The 25220-nt window shown below is 67.1% G+C and carries 25 protein-coding genes and 1 tRNA gene; 20 read left to right on the forward strand and 6 right to left on the reverse strand.

Annotated elements, in window-relative coordinates:
• The 7 genes from ABDV69_RS08630 to ABDV69_RS08660 all read left to right on the forward strand — a co-directional run.
• On the forward strand, positions 1–285 hold a 285-nt coding region (locus tag ABDV69_RS08630; RefSeq protein ID WP_343573287.1), incomplete at its 5' end, for a TNT domain-containing protein.
• A gap of 1 nt (position 286) precedes the next feature.
• Positions 287–769, forward strand: a complete 483-nt coding sequence (locus ABDV69_RS08635; protein ID WP_343573288.1) for a hypothetical protein — start codon at positions 287–289, stop codon at positions 767–769.
• A gap of 322 nt (positions 770–1091) precedes the next feature.
• Positions 1092–2702: an ABC transporter substrate-binding protein gene (locus ABDV69_RS08640; protein ID WP_343573290.1), complete on the forward strand. Its 1611-nt coding sequence runs from the start codon at positions 1092–1094 to the stop codon at positions 2700–2702.
• Position 2703: 1 nt separating this feature from the next.
• Complete coding sequence (locus ABDV69_RS08645; protein WP_343573291.1) at positions 2704–3630, forward strand: ABC transporter permease; 927 nt, start codon at positions 2704–2706, stop codon at positions 3628–3630.
• Complete coding sequence (locus ABDV69_RS08650; RefSeq protein ID WP_343573292.1) at positions 3623–4480, forward strand: ABC transporter permease; 858 nt, start codon at positions 3623–3625, stop codon at positions 4478–4480. The genes ABDV69_RS08645 and ABDV69_RS08650 overlap by 8 nt, the downstream gene beginning before the upstream one ends.
• Positions 4468–6066: an ABC transporter ATP-binding protein gene (locus ABDV69_RS08655; RefSeq protein WP_343573294.1), complete on the forward strand. Its 1599-nt coding sequence runs from the start codon at positions 4468–4470 to the stop codon at positions 6064–6066. Before ABDV69_RS08650 ends, ABDV69_RS08655 begins: the two co-directional genes overlap by 13 nt.
• 68 nt (positions 6067–6134) lie before the next feature.
• The gene (locus ABDV69_RS08660) at positions 6135–6917 is read left to right on the forward strand and encodes an oxidoreductase (protein WP_343573296.1); all 783 of its coding nucleotides are present in this window, start codon (positions 6135–6137) and stop codon (positions 6915–6917) included.
• A 397-nt stretch (positions 6918–7314) separates the two neighbouring features.
• Here the strand turns inward: ABDV69_RS08660 and ABDV69_RS08665 are convergent, their stop codons facing one another.
• A complete protein-coding gene (locus tag ABDV69_RS08665; protein ID WP_343573297.1) occupies positions 7315–8163 on the reverse strand; it encodes an HAD-IB family hydrolase in 849 nt (282 codons plus the stop codon).
• Positions 8164–8545: 382 nt separating this feature from the next.
• Between ABDV69_RS08665 and ssd the strand changes: the two genes are divergently transcribed.
• The 7 genes from ssd to ABDV69_RS08700 are packed head-to-tail and all read left to right on the forward strand — an operon-like array spanning position 8546 to position 13018.
• Positions 8546–9625: a septum site-determining protein Ssd gene (gene ssd, locus ABDV69_RS08670; protein ID WP_343573298.1), complete on the forward strand. Its 1080-nt coding sequence runs from the start codon at positions 8546–8548 to the stop codon at positions 9623–9625.
• On the forward strand, positions 9622–10779 hold the full coding sequence (locus ABDV69_RS08675; RefSeq protein ID WP_343573299.1) for a TadA family conjugal transfer-associated ATPase: 1158 nt from the start codon (positions 9622–9624) through the stop codon (positions 10777–10779). Before ssd ends, ABDV69_RS08675 begins: the two co-directional genes overlap by 4 nt.
• On the forward strand, positions 10776–11570 hold the full coding sequence (locus tag ABDV69_RS08680; protein WP_343573300.1) for a type II secretion system F family protein: 795 nt from the start codon (positions 10776–10778) through the stop codon (positions 11568–11570). Before ABDV69_RS08675 ends, ABDV69_RS08680 begins: the two co-directional genes overlap by 4 nt.
• A gap of 14 nt (positions 11571–11584) precedes the next feature.
• Positions 11585–12148, forward strand: coding sequence for a type II secretion system F family protein (locus ABDV69_RS08685; RefSeq protein ID WP_343573350.1), 564 nt, complete (start codon positions 11585–11587; stop codon positions 12146–12148).
• A 33-nt stretch (positions 12149–12181) separates the two neighbouring features.
• Positions 12182–12373: a DUF4244 domain-containing protein gene (locus ABDV69_RS08690; protein WP_343573301.1), complete on the forward strand. Its 192-nt coding sequence runs from the start codon at positions 12182–12184 to the stop codon at positions 12371–12373.
• A gap of 23 nt (positions 12374–12396) precedes the next feature.
• Positions 12397–12696 (forward strand): TadE family type IV pilus minor pilin, encoded by a 300-nt coding sequence (locus ABDV69_RS08695; RefSeq protein WP_343573302.1) that lies wholly within the window; start codon positions 12397–12399, stop codon positions 12694–12696.
• Between the two features lie 34 nt (positions 12697–12730).
• Positions 12731–13018: an Rv3654c family TadE-like protein gene (locus tag ABDV69_RS08700; RefSeq protein WP_343573303.1), complete on the forward strand. Its 288-nt coding sequence runs from the start codon at positions 12731–12733 to the stop codon at positions 13016–13018.
• On the opposite strand, the gene ABDV69_RS08705 is transcribed toward ABDV69_RS08700, so the two are convergent.
• Both ABDV69_RS08705 and ABDV69_RS08710 read right to left on the reverse strand, forming a co-directional pair.
• Positions 13015–14034 carry a PAS domain-containing protein gene (locus ABDV69_RS08705; RefSeq protein WP_343573304.1) on the reverse strand — a complete coding sequence of 340 codons (1020 nt, stop codon included), beginning with the start codon at positions 14032–14034 and terminating at the stop codon, positions 13015–13017. The two genes, ABDV69_RS08700 and ABDV69_RS08705, sit on opposite strands and share 4 nt — an antisense overlap.
• A gap of 298 nt (positions 14035–14332) precedes the next feature.
• Positions 14333–16675, reverse strand: a complete 2343-nt coding sequence (locus ABDV69_RS08710; protein WP_343573351.1) for a DEAD/DEAH box helicase — start codon at positions 16673–16675, stop codon at positions 14333–14335.
• A gap of 337 nt (positions 16676–17012) precedes the next feature.
• Here ABDV69_RS08710 and ABDV69_RS08715 point away from each other — a divergent pair, with 337 nt between their 5' ends.
• The 4 genes from ABDV69_RS08715 to ABDV69_RS08730 all read left to right on the forward strand — a co-directional run bounded on the left by ABDV69_RS08715 (position 17013) and on the right by ABDV69_RS08730 (position 21496).
• Positions 17013–17216 (forward strand): cold-shock protein, encoded by a 204-nt coding sequence (locus ABDV69_RS08715; RefSeq protein ID WP_005138711.1) that lies wholly within the window; start codon positions 17013–17015, stop codon positions 17214–17216.
• Positions 17217–17389: 173 nt separating this feature from the next.
• On the forward strand, positions 17390–17968 hold the full coding sequence (locus ABDV69_RS08720) for a hypothetical protein (protein ID WP_343573306.1): 579 nt from the start codon (positions 17390–17392) through the stop codon (positions 17966–17968).
• 189 nt (positions 17969–18157) lie between these two features.
• Positions 18158–20947 (forward strand): type I DNA topoisomerase, encoded by a 2790-nt coding sequence (topA, locus tag ABDV69_RS08725; RefSeq protein ID WP_343573308.1) that lies wholly within the window; start codon positions 18158–18160, stop codon positions 20945–20947.
• A 150-nt stretch (positions 20948–21097) separates the two neighbouring features.
• Positions 21098–21496, forward strand: coding sequence for a hypothetical protein (locus ABDV69_RS08730; protein ID WP_343573310.1), 399 nt, complete (start codon positions 21098–21100; stop codon positions 21494–21496).
• On the opposite strand, the gene ABDV69_RS08735 is transcribed toward ABDV69_RS08730, so the two are convergent.
• Entirely contained in the window at positions 21493–23079 is a 1587-nt protein-coding gene (locus ABDV69_RS08735; protein ID WP_343573352.1) for an adenylate/guanylate cyclase domain-containing protein, read from the reverse strand. The two genes, ABDV69_RS08730 and ABDV69_RS08735, sit on opposite strands and share 4 nt — an antisense overlap.
• A 111-nt stretch (positions 23080–23190) precedes the next feature.
• Here ABDV69_RS08735 and ABDV69_RS08740 point away from each other — a divergent pair, with 111 nt between their 5' ends.
• Together ABDV69_RS08740 and ABDV69_RS08745 are read left to right on the forward strand one after the other, a co-directional pair.
• A complete protein-coding gene (locus tag ABDV69_RS08740) occupies positions 23191–24417 on the forward strand; it encodes a DNA polymerase III subunit delta' (protein WP_343573353.1) in 1227 nt (408 codons plus the stop codon).
• 22 nt (positions 24418–24439) lie between these two features.
• Positions 24440–24515: transfer RNA gene (locus ABDV69_RS08745), tRNA-Thr, on the forward strand.
• 14 nt (positions 24516–24529) lie between these two features.
• Here ABDV69_RS08745 and ABDV69_RS08750 read toward each other — a convergent pair.
• Both ABDV69_RS08750 and ABDV69_RS08755 read right to left on the reverse strand, forming a co-directional pair.
• Positions 24530–24922 (reverse strand): type II toxin-antitoxin system VapC family toxin, encoded by a 393-nt coding sequence (locus tag ABDV69_RS08750; protein WP_343573311.1) that lies wholly within the window; start codon positions 24920–24922, stop codon positions 24530–24532.
• Positions 24919–25164: a type II toxin-antitoxin system prevent-host-death family antitoxin gene (locus ABDV69_RS08755; protein ID WP_343573313.1), complete on the reverse strand. Its 246-nt coding sequence runs from the start codon at positions 25162–25164 to the stop codon at positions 24919–24921. Before ABDV69_RS08755 ends, ABDV69_RS08750 begins: the two co-directional genes overlap by 4 nt.
• Between the last annotated feature and the right edge of the window lie 56 nt (positions 25165–25220).

Genomic DNA, 25220 nt, shown 5'->3' on the forward strand with positions numbered 1-25220 from the left:
CTAGGTCGCTTTGGCTATCCCGGCGGTGACTACCTGGCCCCTGAAGGCACCCCTTTTGCTGAGCTCTCGCTGCCCCCAACCAGTGCTTTAAAGCCTTATTGCGAATACGTAGTAGCCGATCCTGCGAAACTCCCACCGGGCTGGCAAATCGAACAGTCCCAGGTAGCACCGTGGTTCCACCAGCCCGGCGGCGGCATCCAGTACCGAATAATCGCACCCGAAGGCCAGGAACCATCGGTACAAGAGTTGCTGGACTGGGGTTTCTTGAAGTCGAAAGGACCTTGAGTTGACTGATTTCTCCCGACTTTCATCTAGATGGATTAAATGGTCCACGATGATCGGAATAGGCGGGGTGACCGTATCGACAGACTGCGACGATTGTGACATCGCATTTCTTTCAGACGACAACTCCGTTTACTTACGCCACAACGATGGATGGTGGGCGGTTGACACCGTCAATGATCGTGGTCACCGGTACAACGATATCGCCTTACTCTCGACCTACGACCTGGCCGAGAAGTTCCTAATTTGGCGCTGGGCATCGATTGCGCGTAGCGCTATCGGCGCCAAGCAGCTAGGGGCAGAACTAAATTCACAGGGCCCGGTGCCCGGTGTCGAGGTAGTCACGACATCGCGCGATCACTTCGTTGAATTACGAGCCGGCGACGGTAGGGCGGTCGTATCGGATGCGAGTGCGACAGTGTTTAGCCATGTCATGTGCATGTCTGTGAGCGAGATCGAAAATCTGCTTACTCAAGATATCGAATAACGGTGTCCGCAAGGCTCTTATGCAATACCAGGCACCATCATCCTTGATGCCCACTTAGGACACTGTTGCTGGGTTTCTGAACCACGCTCGTTTGACGGAATGGCGTTCGCGGCAAGTCGCGAGAGGCGCCTGCGCAGGGGGCCATCCGTCGCGAGTGTTTGACAGGCTCACGAGGCGGGGTTGGCGCGACGCGCCGCGTAGTTCGTGGCCGAATTCTCGGTGCCGATCCCCCTGGGCGGCGGTGGACTTCGGTACGGATAGTTTCGGCTGAACGCTCAACCGCAGGCGGACCCACTTAGCAGCAGGTCATAGTGTCGCTGTTATGGGTTGGTTACGAATCGCGGTCGCGTTGGCTGCAATGGTAGTCGCCGCGTCGCTGACGGGCTGCGACGTGGTCGGCCTCCGAACCGACGTGGTGATCGTCAATGCCGGCGAACCGCAGAACCTGCTGATCCCCACCAATACCAACGACAGCAACGGCGGCCGGATTGTCGACAGGCTGTTCGCCGGCCTGATGTCCTACGACGCCAAGGGCGCTCCCGCGTTGGAGGTCGCGAGCGCGATCGAGACTGCCGACGACGTCAACTATCGGATCGTCCTCAAACCCGGGTGGACGTTCAGCGACGGGTCACCGGTCACCGCGCACTCGTTCGTCGACGCCTGGAACTACGGTGCGTTGTCCACCAATGCCCAACTGCAGCAGAGCTTTTTCTCCCCGATCGCCGGCTTCGACGAGGTGGCCGCAGCGAAGCCGACCGCGACCACGATGTCGGGACTCCAGGTGGTCAACGACCGTGAATTCACCGTCCGGCTCAAGGGGCCGACCATCGATTTCAAGTTGCGGCTGGGATTTTCACCGTTCTACCCGCTGCCCGACGCGGCGCTGAAAGACATGGCGGCGTTCGGTCGGCACCCGATCGGCAACGGCCCGTACCGACTCGGCGATCAGCCTGGCAATCCGGCCTGGCAGCACAATGTCAAGCTCGACCTGGTGACCAACCCCGGCTATCACGGCAACCGGATGCCGCAGAACAAGGGGCTGCGGTTTGTCTTCTACGCAAACCTCGATACCGCCTACGCCGACCTGCTGTCGAATAATCTCGATGTGCTGGATACGATTCCGCCCAGTGTGTTGCCCGTCTACCGGCGAGACCTCGGCGATCGTGCGATCACCGCGCCGGCGGCGGCCAACCAGACGCTGGACACTCCGCTGCGGCTGCCGCACTTCTCCGGCGAGGAGGGTCGGCTGCGCCGGCTCGCACTGTCGGCGGCGATCAACCGCGATCAGATCTGCCGCAAGATATTCTCCGGGGCCCGCACACCGGCGCACGACTTCACCGCGAGTTCGTTGCCCGGATACGACCCCCACATCGACGGCAACGATGCACTGAACTTCAACCCGGGCCGGGCGCGGGCGTTGTGGTCGCAGGCCGATGCGATCTCGAAATGGTCTGGTACGTACCTGATTTCCTACAACGCCGACGGATCGCATCAGGATTGGGTGGACGCGGTGGCCAACAGCATCAAGAATACGCTGGGCATCGATGCCGTCGGCGCGCCACAACCTACCTTCGCCGGATTTCGGACTCAGATCACCAGTCACACCATCAGCACGGCGTTCCGCGCCGGGTGGCAGGGCGACTTCCCGTCGATGCTGGAATTTCTGCAACCGTTGTTCGTCACCAATGCCGGCGCCAACGACGTCGGCTACTCCAATCCGCGGTTCGACGCTGCGATCGCAGCCGCCGAGGCCGCCCCCGACTTGCCGCAATCGTACGCAAAAGCCAATGTCGCACAGCGAATTTTGTTGCAGGACATGGCTGTCGTGCCGCTGTGGTACACGGTGGCCGTCGCGGGGCGGTCGTCCGCGGTCAGCCACGTCGCATTGACCTGGAACGGGTTGCCCGACTACGAACGCATCGTGAAGGCCTGACGTGGGCTGGTATTTCGCCCGACGAGTCGCGGCCATGGTCCCGGTCTTTCTCGGCGCCACCCTGCTGATCTACGGCATGGTGTTCCTGTTACCCGGCGACCCGATTGCGGCGCTCGGCGGCGACCGTCCACTCAGCCCGGCGGTGGCCGCTGCCCTGCGTGCGCAGTACCACCTCGACGACCCGTTCTGGTTGCAGTACCTGCACTACCTGGGCGGCGTCCTGCGTGGTGACCTCGGTCACGCCTACTCCGGCCTCCCGGTCAGTGCTGTTCTGGCACAGGCGTTTCCGGTGACGTTCAAATTGGCTCTGGTGGCGCTGGCGGTCGAGGCGCTGTTCGGTGTCGGATTCGGCGTGATCGCCGGGTTGCGCAAGGGCGGGGTTTTCGACGGCGGGGTGCTGATCGTCAGCCTGATCATCATCGCCGTGCCGATCTTCGTACTGGGGTTCCTCGCGCAGTTCGTCTTCGGGGTTCGGCTGGGTCTCGCCGCGGTGACGGTGGGTGACCAGCCCACGTTCGCCCGGTTGTTGCTGCCCGGCATCGTGCTCGGCGCGGGGTCATTCGCGTACGTGGTGCGGTTGACCCGGTCCGCGGTGGCCGACAATGCGCACGCCGACTTCGTGCGCACCGCCACCGCGAAGGGGTTGTCACGGACGCGCGTGGTCGTGGTGCACATCCTGCGCAATTCGCTGATCCCGGTGGTGACGTTCCTCGGCGCAGACCTCGGCGCGCTGATGGGTGGTGCAATCGTTACCGAGGGCATATTCAACATCCATGGTGTCGGCGGCGTGCTGTATCAGGCGGTCACCCGCCAGGAGGCGCCTACCGTGGTGTCGATCGTGACGGTGCTGGTCGTCGTCTATCTCGTCGCCAACCTCGCGGTCGATCTGCTCTACGCGGCGCTGGACCCCAGGATCCGTTATGGCTGACTCGTTTTGGCGTGATACGTGGCGGGCACTGAGGCGGCGGCCGCAGTTCATCATCAGCGCGGGGCTGATCTCGTTGATCGTCCTGGCCGCCGTGTTCCCGGCGCTTTTCACCGCCGCCGATCCCAGCTATGCCAACCCGGACCAGAGCCTGCTCGCCCCCTCGGCGGCGCACTGGTTCGGCACCGACCTGCAGGGGCACGACATCTACGCCCGCACCGTCTACGGGGCGCGCGCCTCGCTCACCGTCGGATTGGGTGCCACGGTCCTGGTATTCGTCGTCGGGGGAGCCCTGGGGGCGCTGGCCGGCTTCTACGGCGGCTGGCTGGATGCGATCGTGTCCCGGGTGGCCGACGTCTTCTTCGGTATCCCGTTGCTGCTTGCCGCGATTGTGCTGATGCAGGTCATGCGCCACCGCACAGTGTGGACGGTGATCGCGATCCTGGCATTGTTCGGCTGGCCGCAGATCGCCCGGATAACCCGTGCCGCTGTGCTCGCGGTTCGGGGCAGCGACTATGTGCTCGCGGCGAAGGCACTGGGAATGAACAGGTTTGGAATCCTGGTCCGACACGTGCTGCCCAATGCGCTCGGCCCGGTGATCGCGGTGTCGACCATCGCGCTCGGGTTGTTCATCGTCACCGAGGCCACGCTGTCCTACCTCGGGGTCGGGTTGCCGCCGGCGGTGGTGTCGTGGGGTGGCGACATCAACGTCGACCAGATCCGGCTGCGCGCCGGGTCGCCGATCCTGTTCTATCCCGCGGGTGCACTGGCGATCACGGTGCTGGCGTTCATGACCATGGGTGACGTGCTGCGCGACGCCCTGGACCCGACGTCGCGGGCGTGGCGGCTATGAGCACCCCGCTGCTGAGCGTCACCGGCCTCGAAGTCCGCTTCGGCGACGACCCGGCGGTGCGCGGTGTCGATCTCGAGGTGGGAGCCGGTCAGATCGTCGCGATTGTCGGCGAATCGGGTTCGGGCAAATCGACTACTGCCGCGGCGATTCTGGGATTACTCCCACCCGGTGGTCGAATCACGTCGGGCCGCATCGAGTTCGACGGCACCGACCTGACCGCCGGCACTGCGCGGCAACTCCGCGCCGTCCGCGGCCGCGGGATCGGCTACGTGCCACAGGATCCGATGACCAACTTGAACCCGGTCTGGCGGGTCGGCTTCCAAGTGCGAGAAGCATTGCGCGCAAACAACATCAATCGTCGATCGGTCGATGCACTGACCGATGCCGGCATGCCCGATCCCGCACTGCGGGCCCGGCAGTATCCGCACCAATTGTCCGGCGGGATGTGCCAGCGAGCCCTGATCGCGATCGGGCTGGCCGGCCGGCCGAAGCTGCTGATCGCCGACGAGCCGACCTCGGCGCTGGACGTCACCGTGCAGCGCCGCGTGCTTGATCACCTCCAGTACCTCGCCGGTGAACTCGGCACGGCGGTGCTGCTGATCACCCATGACCTGGCGCTGGCCGCCGAACGAGCCGAACGGCTGATCGTCATGTACCAGGGTCAAGTCGTGGAAGCCGGTGCAGCGCAGGTGGTTCTGCACGATCCGCGGCACCCCTACACGCAACGCCTGGTGGCGGCCGCGCCGTCGTTGCGGCAGCCCCCCGCCACACGACGGGTCGCGGATGAGTCGCCGGACGTGATCGTCGCCGCCGGGCTGACCAAGATCTACCGGTCGTCGCACGGGGCGCCGTGGCGAACGACGGAGATGCGTGCCGTCGACGACGTCTCGTTCCGACTGAGGCGCGGCACTACCTTGGCGGTCGCGGGCGAATCCGGTTCCGGCAAATCGACTCTGGCCCGGATGGTGCTTGGCCTGCTCGAACCCAGTTCGGGCACAGTGGTTTTCGGTGATCGTGCCGCCACCTCCCTGAGCCGACGAGAGACGTTGGCCTTTCGTCGTCAAGTGCAACCGGTATTCCAAAATCCCTATGCCAGCCTGGATCCGATGTACTCGGTGGCCCGGATCATCGAGGAGCCGCTGCGGATCCACCGTATCGGCGATCGTCGCCGTCGTCAGCAGACCGTACGCGAGCTGGCCGAGCAGGTCGCGCTGCCGTCGTCGCTGCTGGGCCGGCGCCCCCGCGAGCTGTCCGGGGGCCAGTGCCAGCGGGTGGCGATCGCGCGAGCGCTGGCGCTACAGCCCGACGTGGTGGTCTGCGATGAAGCCGTCTCCGCCCTCGATGTCGTGGTGCAGTCGCAGATTCTGGAGCTGCTGGCCGAATTGCAAGCCGAGCTGGGCCTGACGTATCTGTTCATCAGCCACGACCTGGCGGTGATCCGACAGATCGCCGACGAGGTGATGGTGATGCGCGCAGGCCGGGTGGTCGAGCACGCGGCCACCGAGAATATCTTCACCAGCCCGCAGCACGACTACACCCGGCAGTTATTGGCCGCGATTCCCGGCGCCGACGCTGGCCTATCCTGACAGGCCATGACGTGCGCCGACGATAACCGGAACAACGCGATCACAAAAAGGCAGGAGGAGCGGCGCCAATGAGCCCTGACCCGCTCGCTCCGCTGATGGAGCTGCCTGGCGTCGCCGCCGCCAGCGATCAGGCGCGCGAGGCGCTCGGTCGGGCGCACCGCCACCGCGCCAACCTGCGGCGCTGGCCGGTGACCGCCGCCGAAGCGGCACTGCGGTCGGCACGGGCCTCCGCGGTGCTGGACGGCGGCGGCCACAAGCTCGACGACCAGCTCGATGCCTCCGCCGTCAGCGACCCGGTGTTTGCGGGATCCTTGCGGGTCGCCCAAGCCCTCGAGGGTGGCGAGACCAACCTGGTCGGGGTGTGGCAGCGCGCGCCGCTACAGGCCCTGGCCCGGTTGCACATGCTGGCCGCGGCCGACCGGGTCGACGAGAGCCGGCTGGGCCGGCCGCGCCCGGATGCCGACGTCGGACCCCGTCTGGAACTGCTGGCGCAGATCGTGTCGGGCGGCACGAGGACGCCGGCCCCGGTGATTGCCGCCGTCGCACATGGTGAGCTGCTGACCCTGGCGCCGTTCGGCACCGCGGACGGCGTGGTGGCCCGTGCGGTGTCGCGGTTGGTCACCATCGCGACCGGACTCGACCCGCACGGGCTGGGTGTGCCGGAGGTGGGATGGATGCGTCGCGCTGCCGAATACCGGCAAGCGGCGGCCGGGTTTGCATTAGGAACGCCCGAAGGGATGGCGTCCTGGCTGGTGCTGTCCTGCCGGGCCATGCGCACCGGCGCGCAGGAGGCGCTGACGATTGCTGAAACCCTCACCGAGCAGGGTGGAAGCGGGCACCGAAACAAATAGAGCGGGCGACGCACCGAAGACTTTCGGCTCGCCGCCCGCTAGCACGGGTCTCGGTTACCATGCGTGCACCTGTGGGTTGCGTGGGATGGCCTCGGCGTTCTTGCGACGCTTTCGGTTTCAGCCCCACCCAAAGGGCCGTCGTTACCGTCCACGCTTCGCAATTACGCAGGCCCGCAACACTTCTGCCATTATCGCGGCTATGACTCCGCGTGGGTGCCGGGAACCGTGCTCGGTTGCCCCGTCCGGGAGATCGGCCCTTCTCTTCTGGAACGATCTTGGCCGTACCGGGCTTCCGTGACTCCTTTGTACTCCGTGACCCCGGTCACATCAAGTGTCAATTGTCAGGAAAATACCAAAGCGATGCCGGGCCGTGACGTCGAATGTTTGCTACGCGTGACTACAGGGCATACCGACGCAGCAGCGAGTAGGTCAGTGCGCCGGCCGCCAGGGCGCTGATCCCCACTACGGCGGTGGTGGCGACCGCGGCTCCCGACGGCGCCGGAATGCGGTCGCGCAACGACACCGGCCGGGAAAACTCCAGCACCGGCCAGTCGCGCGCACCCGCCTCGCGACGCAGCGCGCGGTCGGGATTGACCACATTGGGATGCCCGACGATTTCGAGCATCGGCATGTCGGTGATCGAGTCGGAGTAGGCGTAGCAGTGCTCGAGCGGATAGCCCTCACGCGCGGCCAATTCGCGAATCGCCTGCACCTTGCCTTCGCCGAAGCAGTAGAACCCGATGTCACCGGTGTACTTGCCGTCCTCGACGACCATCCGGGTCGCCATCGCATGGGTGGCTCCCAGTGCGCGCGCGATCGGCGCGACCAGTTCTTCACCGGATGCCGACACCACCACGACGTCACGGCCGCACAGTTTGTGGCCGGCGATCAGGTCGGCTGCCTCGGCGAAGATCAGCGGCGTGACGATGTCGTGCAGCGTCTCGTTGACGATCGATTTGACCTGCTCGACGTCCCATCCGGTGCACATGTTGCTCAGATGGATGCGCATCCGATCCATCTGGTCGTGGTCGGCACCCGAGAGCAGGAACAAGAACTGGGCGTAGCTCGATTTGAGGACGGCCCGGCGGTTGATCAGACCCTGCGCGAAGAAGGGTTTGCTGAACGCCAGCGTGCTCGATTTGGCGATGATCGTCTTGTCGAGATCGAAAAATGCTGCCGTGCGCGGACCGGGACCGGTGGGCGTCGACGATGTTTGCTGGTCAGCGGCCGAGTCGGATACGGTCACCGCCACAGCATAGGGCGAAGTGCCGATACATCGCGACGCCGCCGTTAAAACCGCCGGTCAAACATGGTCCCGTAACAGGTGTTACCAGCGAGGCGTTTGGTCCAGTCGTTCAAAGGTCATACGTTCGTTTCGAACGCAAACCCCTTGCGCTGCGCGACACTCTCATGTGTATAGTAAGCATCACTCGGCTTTGCCGAGGGTGAATCAGCCCGACCCCCCGGGGCTGATTCACGACGACCCTCGCCTCCTCCCCCCCTGGCGGGGGTCGTCTCTTTTCTCGGGTAAATTCTCAGCCCCACCGTCCTGTGCAGGGCCTCGGCGTTGTGCACAGATTCGGATATTCCGACTGGCGGCTCCGACCTATCGGCGGCACGGTGGGCCGATGGCTACCACCGATGCGGGCGGGATTCTCGCGGTCCTTACCGATCCGGTTCTGAGCGCTGAACTGGACCGGGTGGCAGCGGCTGTGGGCGTGCGGGTCGTCCACGCCGCGTGCTCGTTACCGGTGAGCAGGAAGGCATGGTCGGCGGCGTCGGCCGTCGTGCTCGACGAAGCGGCGGCACTCGGCTGCGCACGCACCGGATTACCGCGGCGCGCGCACGTCATCGTCGCGACGAGCGACGACCCGCCGCCCTCGACCTGGGCCGCGGCGATCCAGGTGGGTGCCGGGCACGTACTGAGACTGCCTGCACACGAGCATGATCTGGTCCGCGAGCTGGCCGACGCCGCCGAATCGGCCCACGACGACGGCACCCGCGGCGCGGTGCTGGCGGTGATCGGCGGGTGTGGCGGAGCGGGTGCCTCGCTGTTCGCGGTCGCCTTGGCGCGGTCGGCGACCGATCCGATGCTGGTCGACCTCGACCCCTGGGCCGGCGGCATCGATCTGCTGGTCGGCGCGGAGACCACGCCCGGCGTGCGATGGCCAGATCTTGCACTGCAGGGCGGACGGCTGACCTGGTCGGCGGTGCGCGATGCGTTACCGCAGCATCGCGGGATGAGTCTGCTGTCGGGCACCCGGCGCGGTTACGAATTAGACCGCGGCGCAGTGCAAGCCGTGCTCGATGCCGGGCGGCGCGGCGGGGCGACGGTGGTTTGCGACCTCGCACGTCGGATGACGGATGCCGTTGAAACCGCATTGGACACAGCCGATCTCGTGGTTGTGGTCAGCCCGTGCGATGTGCGGTCCTGCGCGGCGACCGCGACGATCGCTCCGGTGCTCGCCGGCATCAATCCCAACCTGGGCCTGGTGGTCCGGGGTCCGTCGCCGGGTGGGCTGCGCGCCGATGAAGTGGCGACGATCGCGGCCGTGCCGCTGTTGGCGGCGATGAGACCGCATCCGCGGCTGGCCGAGCAACTCGAGCACACCGGTCTGCGGCTGGGGCGTCGGTCTGCGCTGGCCACGGCGGCTCGCAAGGTGCTGGCCGCGTTGCCGACGCATCGCGCCGAGATGCGTGCGGCATGAGCGGCTCGCTGATCGATCGGGTGCGCGAGCGGCTGGCGAGCGAGTCGGTGCCACTGCGACCTGCCGTGGTGGCCGAGGCGATCAGGGCCGAATCCGGCGGGGTGCTCGGTGACACCGAGCTGCTGAGCAATCTCCGGATACTGCAGACCGAGCTGACCGGTGCGGGAATCCTGGAACCGCTGCTGTGTGCCGACAACACGACCGATGTGCTGGTCACTGCGCCGGACGCGGTATGGGTCGACGATGGAAAGGGACTGCGGCGTACCGACGTTCGCTTCGCGGACGAAGCAGCGGTCCGACGTCTGGCGCAGCGGCTGGCACTGGCGGCGGGCCGGCGTCTCGACGACGCGCAGCCATGGGTCGACGGTCAGTTGAGAGGAATGGGTAATTTCGCAGTCCGGCTGCACGCCGTCCTACCGCCGATCGCCGTGGCCGGCACCTGCCTGTCGTTGCGGGTTCTGCGGCCCGCCACCCAAGATCTCGCGGCGTTGATCGCGGCCGGTGCGATAGCTCCCGCGGCCGCGAAGTTGATCGACGATGTGATCGCCGCCAGGCTGGCGTTCCTGGTGTCCGGCGGCACCGGCGCAGGCAAGACGACACTGCTGTCGGCGATGCTCAACGGGGTCGCACCCGACGAGCGGATCGTGTGTGTGGAGGATGCCGCCGAGTTGTCGCCGCCGCATCCACACCTGGTGCGGTTGGTGGCGCGGTGTGCCAACGTCGAGGGCGTCGGCGAGGTCACCGTCCGCCAACTCGTCCGTCAGGCGCTGCGGATGCGGCCGGATCGCATCGTGGTCGGCGAGGTCCGCGGCGCCGAGGTGGTCGATCTGCTGGCCGCGCTGAACACCGGACACGACGGTGGCGCGGGCACAGTGCACGCCAACAACCCCGCCGAAGTCCCGGCCCGTCTCGAGGCGCTGGGCGCTCTCGGTGGCCTGGATCGTGCTGCGCTGCACAGCCAATTGGCTGCGTCGATTCAGGTGCTGCTTCATGTTGCCCGAGATCGCGGCGGGCGACGACGGCTCGGTGAACTTGCCGTGTTGCGCCGCACCGACGAACGGGTTCACGCGGTCACGGTGTGGCACGCCGATCGCGGCTTCACCGCCGAGATCGCCGGATTTCACGCGCTGCTGCGAAGCCGGACGCCGGCATGAACCCACCGGTGTTCGCCGCAATCGCGTTATCCGCCGCGGTGCTGGTCCTTCCGTCGTCGCCGCGACGGCGACTGACCCGCGACGGTCGGAATCGCGGCGTTGCGCCGATTCGGGCCGTCGTGTGCACCGCGGGGGTTGGGCTGGCACTAAGTGCTGTATTACTGCCTTTGACAACAGTATTGGCAGCCAGTGTGGTCATCGCAACGATGTCCTTGCGGCGCCGGCGTCGACGTCGCAGCGATCGGGGGATTGACGAAAGCCGGTCGATGCAGACCGCGATCGACGTGCTGGTGGGCGAACTCCGGGTCGGGGCACACCCGGCGACCGCGTTCGCCGTGGCGGCAGAAGAGTCAGCCGGACCGGTCGCCGGCGCATGTCGTGCGGTGGCCGCCCGTGCCCGGCTCGGCGCCGACGTCGCCGCCGGTTTACGCGGAGTCGGTGCGAGCGCCGCGCTGCCGTCACAGTGGGAGCGGCTGGCGGTGTGCTGGCAGCTGGCGGCCGATCACGGGCTGGCCATTTCTACGCTGATGCAGGCGGCGCAACGCGATATCGCTGAGCGACAGCGTTTCTCGGGCCAGGTACGGTCGGCGATGGCGGGTGCCCGCGCCACCGCCACCATCCTCGCGGGACTTCCGGTGCTGTCGGTGCTGATGGGTCAGGCGATCGGGGCGCACCCGGCCGCGTTCCTACTCGGCGGAGGGCTGGGCGGGTGGCTGTTGGTCGCCGGGCTGACGCTGGTCTGCGGCGGGCTGCTGTGGGCCGACCGCATCACCGACCAGGCCGCAGCGTGACCACGACCGCGACAATGCTGTTGGCCGCAGCGCTGCTGAGCAGTGCCGGCCCATCGGCCGTGCGGGCCCGCGCCGCGTTGCCGGCGCGCCAATCGCGGGCGGCACGACCGGCGGCCCGGGGTCCGGATCCTTTGGCGGTCGCGTCGAGCCTGGATGTGCTCTCGGTTTGCCTGGCCGCTGGGATGGCGGTGTCGACTGCCGCGTCGGCAACCGCCGCCTCGGCGCCGCCGCGGTTGGCGCAGGTGTTGCGTCGCGCAGCCGACCTGCTGGCGCTGGGCGCCGACCCGGCCGCTGCCTGGTCCACGCCGACTGGCGGCACTGACCCGCAGATCGATGCGGTGTTGCGGCTGGCGCGGCGGTCCGCGGTGTCGGGGGTGGCGCTCGCCGACGCGGTGTCAGGGCTCGCGACGCAGTGCCGGCAGGACGCGGTACACGCAGCCACCGCGACGGCCGAACGAGCAGGCGTGCTGATCGCCGGTCCGCTGGGACTGTGCTTCCTGCCGGCATTCGTCTGCCTGGGCGTCGTCCCGGTGATAGCGGGTCTGGCCGGCGACTTCCTGCAGTCGGGCTTGTTGTGAGGAATGCCATGTCGAAAAAGGAGAGAGGGCAGTATGTTTCAGGCATTGAAAGCGCAGCTGACGCTGCTGGCAGCGGACGAGTCGGGTATGTCGACGGTCGAGTACGCGATCGGCACGATTGCGGCGGCCGCCTTCGCCGCGGTTCTCTACGGCATCGTCACCGGCGACTCCATCGTGTCGGCGTTGACGAACATCATCGCCCGTGCGCTGAACACCAAGAGCTAGCCGACGATGCGGGTGCGACAACGGTGGAAGCGGCGTTCGGCGTCGCTACCCTGCTCACGGCGCTCGTGTTCTGCCTGGTCGGCGTCACCGCGGTGTCGGCGCAAGTCCGATGCATCGACGCCGCGCGGGAGGCGGCCCGGTTGGCGGCGCGCGGTGACGAACGATCGGCGATCGCAGCTGCCCGCTCAGTCGCCCCCGGTGGTGCCGCCGTGCAGATTCGTCGCGACGGTGGCTTTGTCGTCGCGACGGTTACCGCGAGATCGAATCTGCTTCAGGCGCTGCATATCTCGGCCACCGCAGCGGCGGCAGTCGAACCGCAGTGACGAGCGGGGATCGGTCACTGTAGTCGCGGCCGCGATGGTCGCCGTGCTGCTGACTGTCACCGCTGGCAGCGCGTACCTCGGCGCCGCTGTGGTGGCGCGGCACCGAGCGCAGGCCGCGGCCGATCTGGCCGCGCTGGCCGCCGCGGCGCGGTTGCCCGCCGGAGCCGAGTCGGCCTGCGCCCAAGCCACCGCGGTGTCCCGTGCGATGCGCAGTGGCATCGCCGGCTGCGCCATCGACGAACTGGATGTGGTGATCACGATCGAGGCCGGTGCGGGCGCATGGGGTAAAGCGCGGGCGGCCGCCCGCGCCGGGCCGGCCTAGCCCGGCAGCCCCGCCGCGGCGAGCTCGGCGGGAGTCGGCAGCCGCAGCGAGACCAGCCCCGCGAAGGTGTCGGTGTCGATTTCCACCCGGTTGGCGGTCACGTGCACCGGTACCCATCCGCCGTCGTGAGCCGGCATCCGCAGCACGGCGGAGGTGGCGCCCGCGGCGAACTCGGATTTCATGGCGGCCGCCTTGGCTTCATCGTCGGGATGCATCCGCGGGCTGTCGGCCGTGATGCGACGCCAGTCGTAGAACGGGCATGGCGCGTCGAGCCACTTCAGCAGCGTCCAGCTGTGCGGATCGAACAGCGCACGATGCACTTCGGGCTGGGCCGGTCCGTGCAGGATCTGCTGGGCAAGACGATCCGACGAACCCGGTTGGTCGGCGGGTTCGGCACGCCAATTCATGCCCCGCGCGATCATGTGATCGCGGCCGCCGGCTCCCGGCTCGAGTACATTGCGGGTGACGAAGCTCACCCGAATGTGATTGCCCTGCCAGTCCAGGCCGTCCCAGGTGTCGCATACGGTGTGACCCGGCTCGAACCTGACCGCCGCCGCCAGCGCCCGGCTTTCGTTGGGCTTCAGCTCACCCGCGGGCCAACACTCCGCGAACGCCCGCTCCGCTGGATCTTCGAGCTCGATATTGCGGCCCATGTTCGTCAGCGACTCTGCCGTGTCGGTGGCCACCCCGAGAGTCATGTCCCATTTCAGCGGACCCGGGATCGGCCGCTCGGGCGGCTCGTCGGCGGGCGGCCCGATCCACACCTGCACTCCATGGATGCGGCCGTCGTTCATCACGACCGGCTCGGTGCGGATCACCCGGGCTCTTTTGGGGGTGATGCTGACCAGGCCTTTGCTGGTTTGCATCGACTCGGCGATCGCGGACTGGATGGCAGCGCGACCGGGGGCGCGCTTCAAAAACGCCGTTATCGGGATCAGGTCCTGCAGTTGACGGCCCACTGCCACCACGGCCGGTTCTCGGCCCAGCGTCTCCACCAGCAGCCAGTCGTCGGTCATAGGTCAGCAGTTTAGCGGCGAGACGAGGGATAACCCGTTGCCTCACTGTCGAATCCATGTGCGTTTCGCTGAGATCAACCTGTGGGTCTTATTGATATGCGGGTCATCAACTTGCACAGGTTGCTGGTCGAAAGGTATTTTCCTGCTGCGTCCCTTGCGGATGGTGAACAGCTGACGCCGCTCATCGCGTTTTGGATTCCGCCGGGCGCACGTTTCTTCGGCAGTGCGGACACCGTTTCCGAAGCGGCCGCTGCGAAGAAATCGCCATATGGACGTCGACCGTTCGAGGGGTCGGTCGTCATCCGTATGACTGCGTCCCGCTCCCCAACGCGCTGAGCACCAGACGCAACACCCGCACCGCCCCAGCCTTGTCCAACGGATCGTTTCCGTTGCCGCACTTCGGCGATTGCACGCACGACGGGCATCCTGAGGTGCACTCGCACGCCTCGATCGCCGCGAGCGTCGCGCCCAGCCACGTGGTCGCCTGCCGGAAACCCTGTTCGGCGAACCCGGCTCCGCCCGGAAAGCCGTCGTAGACGAAAATGCTTGGGAGTCCGTCGGATTCTGGTCCGACCGCGGTCGACAACCCGCCGATGTCGCCACGATCGCAACTAGCCACCAGCGGCAGCAGCCCGATCGCGGCATGCTCGGCGGCATGTAACGAGCCCGGTATCTGTAACGGGCCGATGCTGTTTTGGTCCAGTGCTTCCGGTGTGATCGTGCACATCACCGCGATGGTGTCCAGGGTGTGTGGCGGCATCGTCAGCTCAACGAAGTCGATCACCTCGCCGTTGAGTCGGCGGCGCAGATAGCCCACGATCTGATGGGTCACGCTGACCGGTACCAGGCCCAGGGTGACCGGCCCGAAAGTCCGGCGGTCGCCGGGTCCGGTCACGGCGATGTCGGTGACCTCTCGGGCAAATGTCGCATATCCGGGGTCTTCGGCGTGGACGAAAGCCATACCCTCGTCGAAGTCCAGCGAGTCGACCACATAACTCTCACCCTGGTGCAGATACACCGCGCCCGGATGCACCGAGGCGGCTGCCCGGCCGGTGTCGGTCGTTCCCAGCAGCCGTCCGGTGTCGCTCTCCACGATCACCACCTGACCGCCCCCCGACCCCCGAATGTCCACTGCCGGATGAGGATCCACGCCCGGCACCGGATAGTATTTGCCGGCCCGCCGTCGCAGCAGTCCGTCGTCGACCAGTGCGCTAACCACGTCCTGGGCACCCAACGACCGCACTTCGGCATCGTCAACGGGCAATTCCGTTGCAGCGCAGAGCAACTGTGGGCCCAGGATATAAGGGTTGGACGGGTCGATCACCACCCGCTCGATGGGCTTATCCAGCAGTGCCGCGGGGTTGTGCACCAGATAGGTGTCCAGCGGATCGTCGCGGGCGACCAGCAGCACCAGCGCGCCCTGTCCGCGCCGACCGGATCGGCCGGCCTGCTGCCAGAACGATGTGACCGTCCCGGGAAAGCCTGCCAGCACCACCGCATCCAGCCCGGCGATGTCGATGCCCAGTTCCAGTGCGTTGGTGGTGGCCAGGCCGCGCAACCGTCCGTCGAGCAGGGCCTGTTCCACGGCGTTGCGGTCTTCGGGCAGGTACCCCGCGCGGTACGACGCCACGGTCTCGGTGAGTTGCGGCGCGATGTCTTCCAGTCGCGCCCGGGTTGCCAACGCGGTCAGTTCAGCTCCGCGGCGCGACCGTACGAAGGTCAGGGTCCGCGCCCCTTCGGCGATGAGGTCTGCCATCACCCGTGCCGCCTCGCTGCCCGCGGACCGCCGTACCGGGGCGCCGTTTTCGCCCGTCAGGTCGGCGCGCAGCGCGGGCTCCCACAACGCGACGGTCCGGGCACCCTGCGGCGAGCCGTCTTCGGTGACTGCCGCGACCGGTTGGCCGATGAGTTCGGTCGCGGTCGCACCCGGATCGGATGTCGTTGCGCTGGCGAAGATCACCGTCGGCAAGCCGGCGGGATCAGCGGAGTAACGCGCACACAGCCGCAGCAGACGTCGCAGCACCATCGCCACGTTCGACCCGAAAACGCCTCGGTAGTAATGGCATTCGTCGACGACGACAAACCGAAGATGACGCAGGAACATCGCCCAGCGGGCGTGGTTGCGCAGCAGTGCCAGGTGAACCATGTCCGGATTTGAGAACACCCACCGGGAACGTTCCCGCGCGAAACGCCGGATCTCGATGGGGCTGTCGCCGTCGTAGGCGGTCGGCGCGACATCGCCCAGTCGGGGAATGGCCGCGGTCAGCGCGTGGGCGGTCCGCAACTGGTCGTGGCCAAGCGCTTTCGTCGGCGAGATGTACAGCGCGCGGGCCCGCGGATCGGTCGCCAGCACATTGAGAATGGGCAGTTGATAGGCCAGCGACTTTCCCGATGCCGTGCCAGTACTGATAACAACGTGATGCCCGGCGTGTGCCAGGTCGGCGGCCTGCACTTGATGTCCCCACGGCGAACTGACGCCGCGGTCGGTGAACGCGCGCAGCACATCGGGCTCGACCCATGTCGGCCAAGGTCGTTGGCGGCCAGGCCGTGCCGGTAACTCGGCGACATGGCGTAGCGGATGTTCGCCCGCCTCGATGCCGGCGACCGCTGCGGCGAGCAACTCGCTGCCGAACGTCACCACGACCACCTGCCTCCTGATCGGGAACTGATCACCCAAAACTGCCGACCGATTGCCCCTGTGTGACCGGCGGTATCGACGTCGCGCTCTGATTGTTCACCCAGTGGTAGCTCAAATGCTCGCCTCAGGCTGTTGCTGAGGCGATGAACATGGTTGACTGTTTGCGGTCGCAGCTTCTGTGTTCGTGTCAAACTTTCGCAGGATCGACGTTGCGGTCGCGGTTCCTGCGAGGTTGTAGGTCGGGTGAAGTTCCGGCGACTCAGCAAGGTCTAGCGGTCGGAACGGGCCCGGAGCATCGAGGTGATGCTCCGCACCCGAGTAGTAAAGGAAATATCGAGAAATGCCACAGGGAACTGTGAAGTGGTTCAACGCGGAAAAGGGATTCGGCTTCATCGCCCCCGAAGATGGTTCGGCCGACGTGTTCGTCCACTACACGGAGATCCAGGGAAGCGGCTTCCGCACCCTCGAGGAGAACCAGCGAGTCGAGTTCGAGGTCGGCCAGAGCCCCAAGGGTCCCCAGGCCACCGGCGTTCGCGCCGTCTGAGCAGCTGTCAACGACAACCCCCCGCACGGTCCTCCGGAATCACCGGATTCGGGCGGGGGGTTGTCGCTGCTTGCCCGACTCGCCCCCGCGCCGCTCCGCGGCTGGGAGGTACCCCCACCTCGCGCCGCGTTGCGGCGCGCATCGTCGTCGGTCGGGCGCTTAATGTCGTTGACGTGAGCCAGCTGTCGTTCTTCTCGGCTGAGTCGGTTCCGCCTGCGGTCACCGACCTCACCGGGGTGCTCGCGGGCGCCGGCCAGATCGTCACGGTCGGCAGCGGCGCCCGGCTGTCGGTGGTCGTCGAGCAGGCCTGGCGGGCCGAAGCGCTGGGCCAGATGATCGAAGAGGCCGGTTTGACGGCCGAGATCACCCAGACCGATGAGCACACACCGCTGGTGCGCACCGACGTGGACGCCCGGCTGCGTCCGATGGCCGGCGAGTGGACACGCGGCGCGGTGAAGACCGTCCCGCCGTCGTGGCTGCCGGGCCCGCGCGAACTGCGCGCCTGGATCTTGGCGGCCGGCAGCCCGGAGGCCGATCGCTATTTACTCGGACTGGACCCGCACGCACCCGACACCCATTCGCCGCTGGCGTCCGCGCTGATGCGGGTCGGGATCGCGCCGACCCTGATCGGCACCCGCGGGGCCCGCCCCGCACTGCGAATCGGTGGTCGGCGCAGGCTATCGCGCCTGGTAGAGAACGTGGGAGAGCCGCCTGAGGCCGCTGAGGCGTTGCCGTTCTGGCCGCACGTCTAGCTGAACCAGAGCGGCCTCAAAAAGGGCTCCGCACGGGGGGTCGGTTTGCGTCGGCCCATCTCGGGTGCCACATTGTCAGGTGTCTGCAGGCCGCAAGGCACCGTAGATTGACGCTGGCTGACGGTGGATCGGAGCATCCCCGGAGCCGGCAGGGGATCCAGAAGTAAGCGAAAGCGAGCGTAAAAACAGGTGGCTGATAGCGCCGGGAATGGCGCCACACGGCGACTCGTCATTGTCGAGTCGCCGACCAAAGCGCGCAAACTAGCCGGCTACCTGGGCGCCAACTACGTCGTCGAATCCTCCCGAGGCCACATTCGTGACCTGCCGCGGGCGGCGGCCGACGTGCCGGCGAAATACAAGTCGCAGCCCTGGGCCCGGCTCGGGGTGAACGTCGACGACGACTTCGAACCGCTCTACATTGTCAGCCCGGACAAGAAGAGCACGGTCACCGAGCTCAAGGGCCTGCTCAAAGACGTCGACGAGCTCTACTTGGCTACGGATGGTGACCGCGAGGGCGAGGCGATCGCCTGGCACCTGCTGGAGACCCTCAAGCCGCGCGTGCCGATCAAGCGGATGGTCTTCCACGAGATCACCGAGCAGGCGATCCTGGAGGCCGCCGCCAACCCGCGCGATCTGGACACCGACCTGGTGGATGCCCAGGAGACCCGCCGCATCCTGGACCGGCTGTACGGCTACGAGGTCAGCCCGGTGCTGTGGAAGAAGGTGGCGCCCAAGCTGTCCGCGGGCCGGGTCCAGTCGGTGGCCACCCGCATCATCGTGCAGCGTGAACGTGACCGGATGGCGTTCCGCAGCGCCGCTTACTGGGACGTGGTGGCCGAGCTGGACGCCAGCGTTTCGGACCCCAAGGCGCAGCCGCCGCGGTTCACCGCCCGGCTGACCACGGTCGACGGCCTCCGCGTCGCGACCGGCCGTGACTTCGACTCCCTCGGCACGGTGCGCAAGCCCAGCGAAGTGGTGGTGCTCGACGAGTCCAGCGCCGGTTCGCTGGCCACCGGCCTGCGTGGATCCCAGTTGACGGTCGATTCGGTCGAGGAAAAGCCCTACACCCGTCGCCCGTATCCGCCGTTCATGACGTCGACGCTGCAGCAGGAGGCCGGTCGCAAGCTGCGGTTCTCCGCCGAGCGCACGATGAGCATCGCCCAGCGGCTCTACGAGAACGGCTACATCACTTATATGCGTACCGACTCGACGACGCTGTCGCAGTCGGCGATCAACGCGGCCCGCACGCAGGCCCGTCAGCTCTACGGCGAGGAGTACGTCTACCCCTCGGCCCGCCAGTACACCCGCAAGGTGAAGAACGCGCAGGAAGCCCACGAGGCGATCCGGCCGGCGGGGGAAACCTTCGCCACGCCCGACGGGGTGCGGCGCGAACTCGACGGCGACGAATTCCGGCTCTACGAGCTGATCTGGCAGCGCACGGTGGCCTCGCAGATGGCCGACGCCCGCGGCACCACGCTGAGCCTGCGGATCAACGGCGACTCAGACGGGCGACAGGTCACGTTCTCGGCCAGCGGTCGCACCCTGACCTTCCCGGGGTTCCTCAAGGCCTACGTCGAAACAGTGGACGACCAGGCCGGTGGTGAGGCCGACGACGCCGAGAGCCGGCTGCCGCAGCTGACCCAGGGCCAGCGGGTGGACGCCGCCGAGCTGACCCCGGACGGCCACTCCACCAACCCGCCGGCCCGCTACACCGAGGCGTCGCTGATCAAGGCGCTCGAAGAGCTCGGCATCGGACGGCCGTCGACGTACTCGTCGATCATCAAGACCATCCAGGACCGCGGCTACGTCCACAAAAAGGGCAGTGCGCTGGTTCCGTCGTGGGTCGCGTTCGCCGTCACGGGTTTGCTGGAGCAGCATTTCGGCCGGCTGGTCGACTACGGGTTCACCGCGGCGATGGAAGACGAACTCGACGCGATCGCCTCAGGTACCGAGCAACGCAGTAACTGGCTCAACAACTTCTACTTCGGCGGCGACCACGGGGTGGCCGACTCGATCGCCCGTTCCGGCGGGCTGAAGAAACTGGTCGGCGTCAACCTCGAAGGCATCGACGCCCGAGAAGTCAACTCCATCAAGCTTTTCGACGACGACGAGGGTCGCGCGGTCAACGTGCGGGTCGGCAAGAACGGGCCGTACCTCGAGCGGATGGTGGTCGGCGACGACGGCGAACTGACGCCGCAGCGGGCCAACCTGCACGACTCGCTGACCCCTGACGAACTGACTCTCGACGTCGCCGAGGAGTTGTTCTCGACGCCGCAGGAAGGGCGTTCACTGGGGATCGACCCCGAGTCCGGGCACGAAATCGTCGCCAAGGACGGCCGTTACGGCCCCTACGTCACCGAGGTGCTGCCCAAGCCGGACGACGACGACGGCACCGCGGGACAGCCCGCGAAAAAGGGCAAGAAGCCCACCGGTCCCAAGCCCAGGACGGGTTCGCTGCTGCGCAGCATGGACCTGCAGACCGTCACGCTCGAGGACGCGCTCAAGCTGCTGTCGCTGCCGCGGGTGGTCGGTATCGACCCCGATAAAGGCGAGGAGATCACCGCGCAGAACGGTCGCTACGGCCCATACCTTAAGTGCGGCAACGATTCTCGCTCGCTGGCGACCGAAGATCAGATCTTCGAGGTGACGCTCGAGGAGGCGCTGAAGCTTTACGCCGAACCGAAGCGACGCGGGCGCCAAGGTGCTGCGGCGCCGCCGCTGCGCGAGTTGGGCACCGATCCGGCGTCCGGCCAGCCGATGGTGATCAAGGACGGCCGGTTCGGGCCCTACGTCACCGACGGCGAGACCAACGCGAGTCTGCGCAAGGGCGACGACGTCCTGTCGGTCACCGATGCGCGTGCCTCCGAACTGCTGGCCGATCGGCGTGCCCGTGGCCCGGTGAAGAAGGCCGCGAAGAAAGGTGCGAAGAAAGCTCCGGCTAAGAAGTCGGCCGCGAAGAAGGCCGTCAAGCGCAGCTAGCAGGACATTTACCGTGGTATCGGCGGGCTGAAGGCATCCTCGGCAAACTTTTCGAGGTGTTTTGGAAATTAAGTAGTGATTCTCAGCCGCTTCTCAGTTATAGTGTCGCTACACGTCGTGCAGCCCGCACGCGTTGGGTAAGGGAGAGTCATGCGACCGGCCGTCCGATACTGCATCACCGCTGGTGTTGCGCTCGGTGGCGTCGGCGTTCTGCTCGCCGTCCCGTCGTCGCCGCCACTGCGCGACGTCGAGGTGCCCGCGCTACAGCTCTCGAACAACTCGCACGAGAACCCCGACGCGAACAGCCCATCGATCGCCGACTTGCTGCAAACCATAGGCGGACCGGAAAGCCCGGTGGTGGTGCAGAACATCATCGAGTCCGACGCCGGGGTCCTCCAGGGCGGTCAAGCGTCGAGCGTGCCGGGCCTGGGCGACCTGCTGAACCTGGGAAACGATCCGGTCGGCACCCCTGACCCGCGGGGGAAATCCTTTATCGACATCGGGCCGCTGCTGCCCAGCGATCTCACCGTCGCCCCCAACGGCCGCTAACCGCGGACTTCTTCGCGGAGCACATCTTCTGGGGCCGCCAGGTGCAGCGGCCGAGCCAGCTGCGTGGGCGCGGTACGCCCACGCAGAGTGACCACCTCGGCGACATCCCAGCACAGCGCTTCGGCATCCAGCGCGCCGCTGACCGCGACCGCCGAGGCAAGGACGTGGCCGTCCTCCAGTTTGGCCAGCTCGGTCAGTCGCGCGGCCTCGTTGACCGGGTCGCCGATCACGGTGTACTCGAAACGGGCCAGCGCACCGATGTGCCCGGCGATGGCGCGGCCCGACGACACCCCGATGCCGAATTCCGCCGAACCGATCACCGGCAGCAGCTCGTCGTGCAGTTCGCGGGCCGCGGCCAACGCACCGCCGGAGGCGTCCGGGTGCTCGATCGGCGCCCCGAAGATGGCCAATGCGGCGTCACCCTGGAACTTGTTGACGAAACCGCCGTGCCGCCCGACGGTGTCCACCACGACCCGGAAGAACTCGTTGAGCAGGCTGACCACCTCGGCCGGTGGCCGGGTCGACGCCAGCTTGGTCGAGCCGACCAGGTCGACGAACAGCACCGCGACATCGCGCTCCTGGCCGCCTAATTCGGTGCCGCGCTCCAGCGCCCGCCGGGCCACGTCCTCGCCCACGTAGCGGCCGAACAGGTCGCGCAGCCGTTGCCGCTCGGACAGGTCGCGGACCATGTCGTTGAAGCCGGCCTGCAGCAGGCCCAGTTCGCTGGCGTCGTAGATCTGCATGTGCGCGTTGTAATTGCCGCGCTGCACCTCACCGAGCGCCCAGCGCAGCTGGCGCAGCGGGTCGGCGATCGACATCGACACCAGCAGCGTGCTGGCCAGCCCGATGCCCAGCGCCAACAACGCCAGCAGCAGGATCGGGTTCAGCAGCTTCTCCGGCGGCCCGTGCAGGTATTCAGCCTTGTCGCCGACGACGGCCAGCACGATGGCCAGCAGCGGCACGCCGGTGGACAGCGTCCAGGCCAGCATCTGGCGGCCGATCACGCCGGAGGCGCGGATGTTTTCCGGCAACCCACCACGCAGGGCGGCGACCGCTACCGGGCGCAGCACCCGTTCGGACTGCAGGTAGCCGATGATCGCGGTGGCGGTGGCGCCCAGACCGGTCGCGACGGCCACCACCGGTGCGGCGTGATGGGCCACCGGCCAGCTGGCGACGATGAAGATCACACCGCCGATGAGCCAGGATGCCAGGTTGATCACCGTGCGGTGGAACGGCGTACGCAGCGCGCGGCTGCGGGCCACCTCGGTCGCGGCCGGGTCGGGGTCGGCCAGCAGAGAGTCGCGGCGCTGCCACCGGAACACCGGCATCAACAATCGCGCGCTGACCGCCGCTCCGAGCAGGAACAGCACCACGATCGACGCGGTGAAGATCACCAGGTTGATGGTCGGCAGCTTCTGCAGCTCGATGCGGTCTTCCGGCGGCACCCCGTAGCGCAGGAAGCCCAACACAAACAAGGCGCCGATGATGTCGGCCTGCAACTGGCTCAGCGTGAACACCGGCCACGGGGTGCGGACAAACCATTGGACGAATGCCTGGATTCGTCTCGGTAGCGCCCCGGCCATGGTCACCTGCCCACCGTATCGGTCGGCGGGGACCTAAAAGTAGCCAAAACGGCCGTAAGCGGTGGCTGATCGTGCGAAAGGGTCGGCGGTGCCCACTAATCTCGGGAGGTGATGTCCCGGGTATTCGCGCGTCTGGTCGGCCAGGAGTCGGTCGAGGCTGACCTGGTGGCTGCCGCGGCCGCCGCTCGCGGTGATACGACTCACAGCGCCGCGATGACGCACGCCTGGCTGATCACCGGCCCGCCGGGTTCGGGTCGCTCGGTGGCCGCGCTGTGCTTTGCCGCGGCCTTGCAGTGCACAACCGAGGGATTGCCCGGTTGTGGCGAATGCCGGTCCTGCACGACGACGATGGCCGGCACGCACGGCGACGTCCGCCGCGTCATCCCCGAGGGGCTGTCGATCGGCGTTGACGAGATGCGGGCGATCGTCCAGGTCGCGTCGCGGCGGCCCAGCACCGGGCGCTGGCAGATCGTGCTGGTCGAGGACGCTGACCGGCTGACCGAGGGCGCGGCGAACGCGCTACTCAAGGTGGTCGAGGAGCCGCCGCCGCGCACGGTGTTCCTGCTGTGCGCGCCCTCGGTGGACCCTGAGGACATCGCGATCACGCTACGGTCCCGCTGCCGGCACATCGCGCTGGTGACGCCGAAGCCGGACGCGATCGCCCAGGTCCTGATCGAGGCCGACGGGCTGTCGGCCGAGACCGCGAACTGGGCGGCGTCGGTCAGTGGCGGGCACGTCGGACGGGCACGGCGGCTGGCCACCGATCCGGAGGCGCGCGAGCGGCGGCTGCAGGCCCTGGGGCTGGCCCGCGACGCCGCGACCCGGTCGAAGGCATTTGCCGCCGCCGAGGCGTTGGTATCGGCCGCCGAGGCCGAGGCGGCGGTGTTGACGGCCGACCGCGACGAGGCCGAAACCGAGGAGCTGCGGACGGCACTGGGCGCCGGCGGCACCGGTAAGGGCACCGCGGGCGCGCTGCGTGGATCGGCCGGAGCGATCAAAGACCTTGAGCGGCGGCAGAAGTCGCGCCTGACCCGGGCGTCGCGGGATGCGCTGGATCGGGCGCTGATCGACCTGGCAACGTATTTCCGCGACGCGCTGCTGGTCTCGGCCGGCGCGGGTGGCGTGCGGCCCAACCACCCCGACATGGCATCCCAGATCGCGGCGATGGCCGCCCACGTTCCGGCCGATCGGCTGCTGCGCTGCATCGAAGCGGTGCTCGAGTGCCGGGAGGCGCTGGCGATCAACGTCAAACCCAAGTTCGCCGTCGACGCGATGGTCGCCACGATCGGTCAGGCGCTGCGCGAGGAGAACTTGGGTGTGCGAGCGGGCCTGCCGTAGACTCGTCCCGCCCGTCGGGCACGCCACCTTAGCTCAGTCGGTAGAGCGGCTCACTCGTAATGAGCAGGTCAGGAGTTCGATTCTCCTAGGTGGCTCCAGGTTTTGGTGGCTCTTAAGCCGCTGCCACCGCAACGTCGTAAGCAGAGAACTGCTCGTCCGCGGTAATGATCGTCAAGTCGAGCAGCTGGGCCTGGGCGACGAGGACGCGGTCGAACGGATCCCTATGGTGAACCGGAAGCTCGGCGGTCCTCAGCGTGTGCGCATGTTCGACCGGCAAGGGAGAGGTTCCGGAACGGCGCATGCGATCGGGCACGTAGAAGGCGGGCGGCTCGGGCAACGGCAGCTTGCCGAGCCGATATTTGATTGCGATCTCCCACGCGCTCGCGGCCGAGAAGAGAATGCCGTTGCGGACGTCCTGAAGGATCGCAGCTGTTTCGGCCTTCAGCCGGTCGGGGTCTGACTGCATCCACAACCAAACATGAGTGTCGACGAGGTAGCGCTTCACTGCTGGAAGCTTTCGAGAACATCGTTCGGCAGCGGAGCGTCGAATTCTTCGGGCACGGTATACACGCCGTGATCGATACCTAAGCGCCGGATCTCCCGGGAGCGGAACGGCACAAGCTTGGCCACCGGTTCACCACCGCGCGCAATTTCTATCTCCTGCCCGCTGTCGACGAGCCGAAGGAGCTCCGACAAGCGTGTCTTGGCCTCATGAACGCCTACCCTGACAGCCATAGACTTAGTCATGAACTTAGTTTACTCGCGGTGCAGCCGATGATCGTCAAAGGTGCCACGCCAGCGTC

Source organism: Mycobacterium sp. (genome assembly GCF_039583785.1).
In the GTDB taxonomy this organism is placed as follows: Bacteria; Actinomycetota; Actinomycetes; order Mycobacteriales; family Mycobacteriaceae; genus Mycobacterium.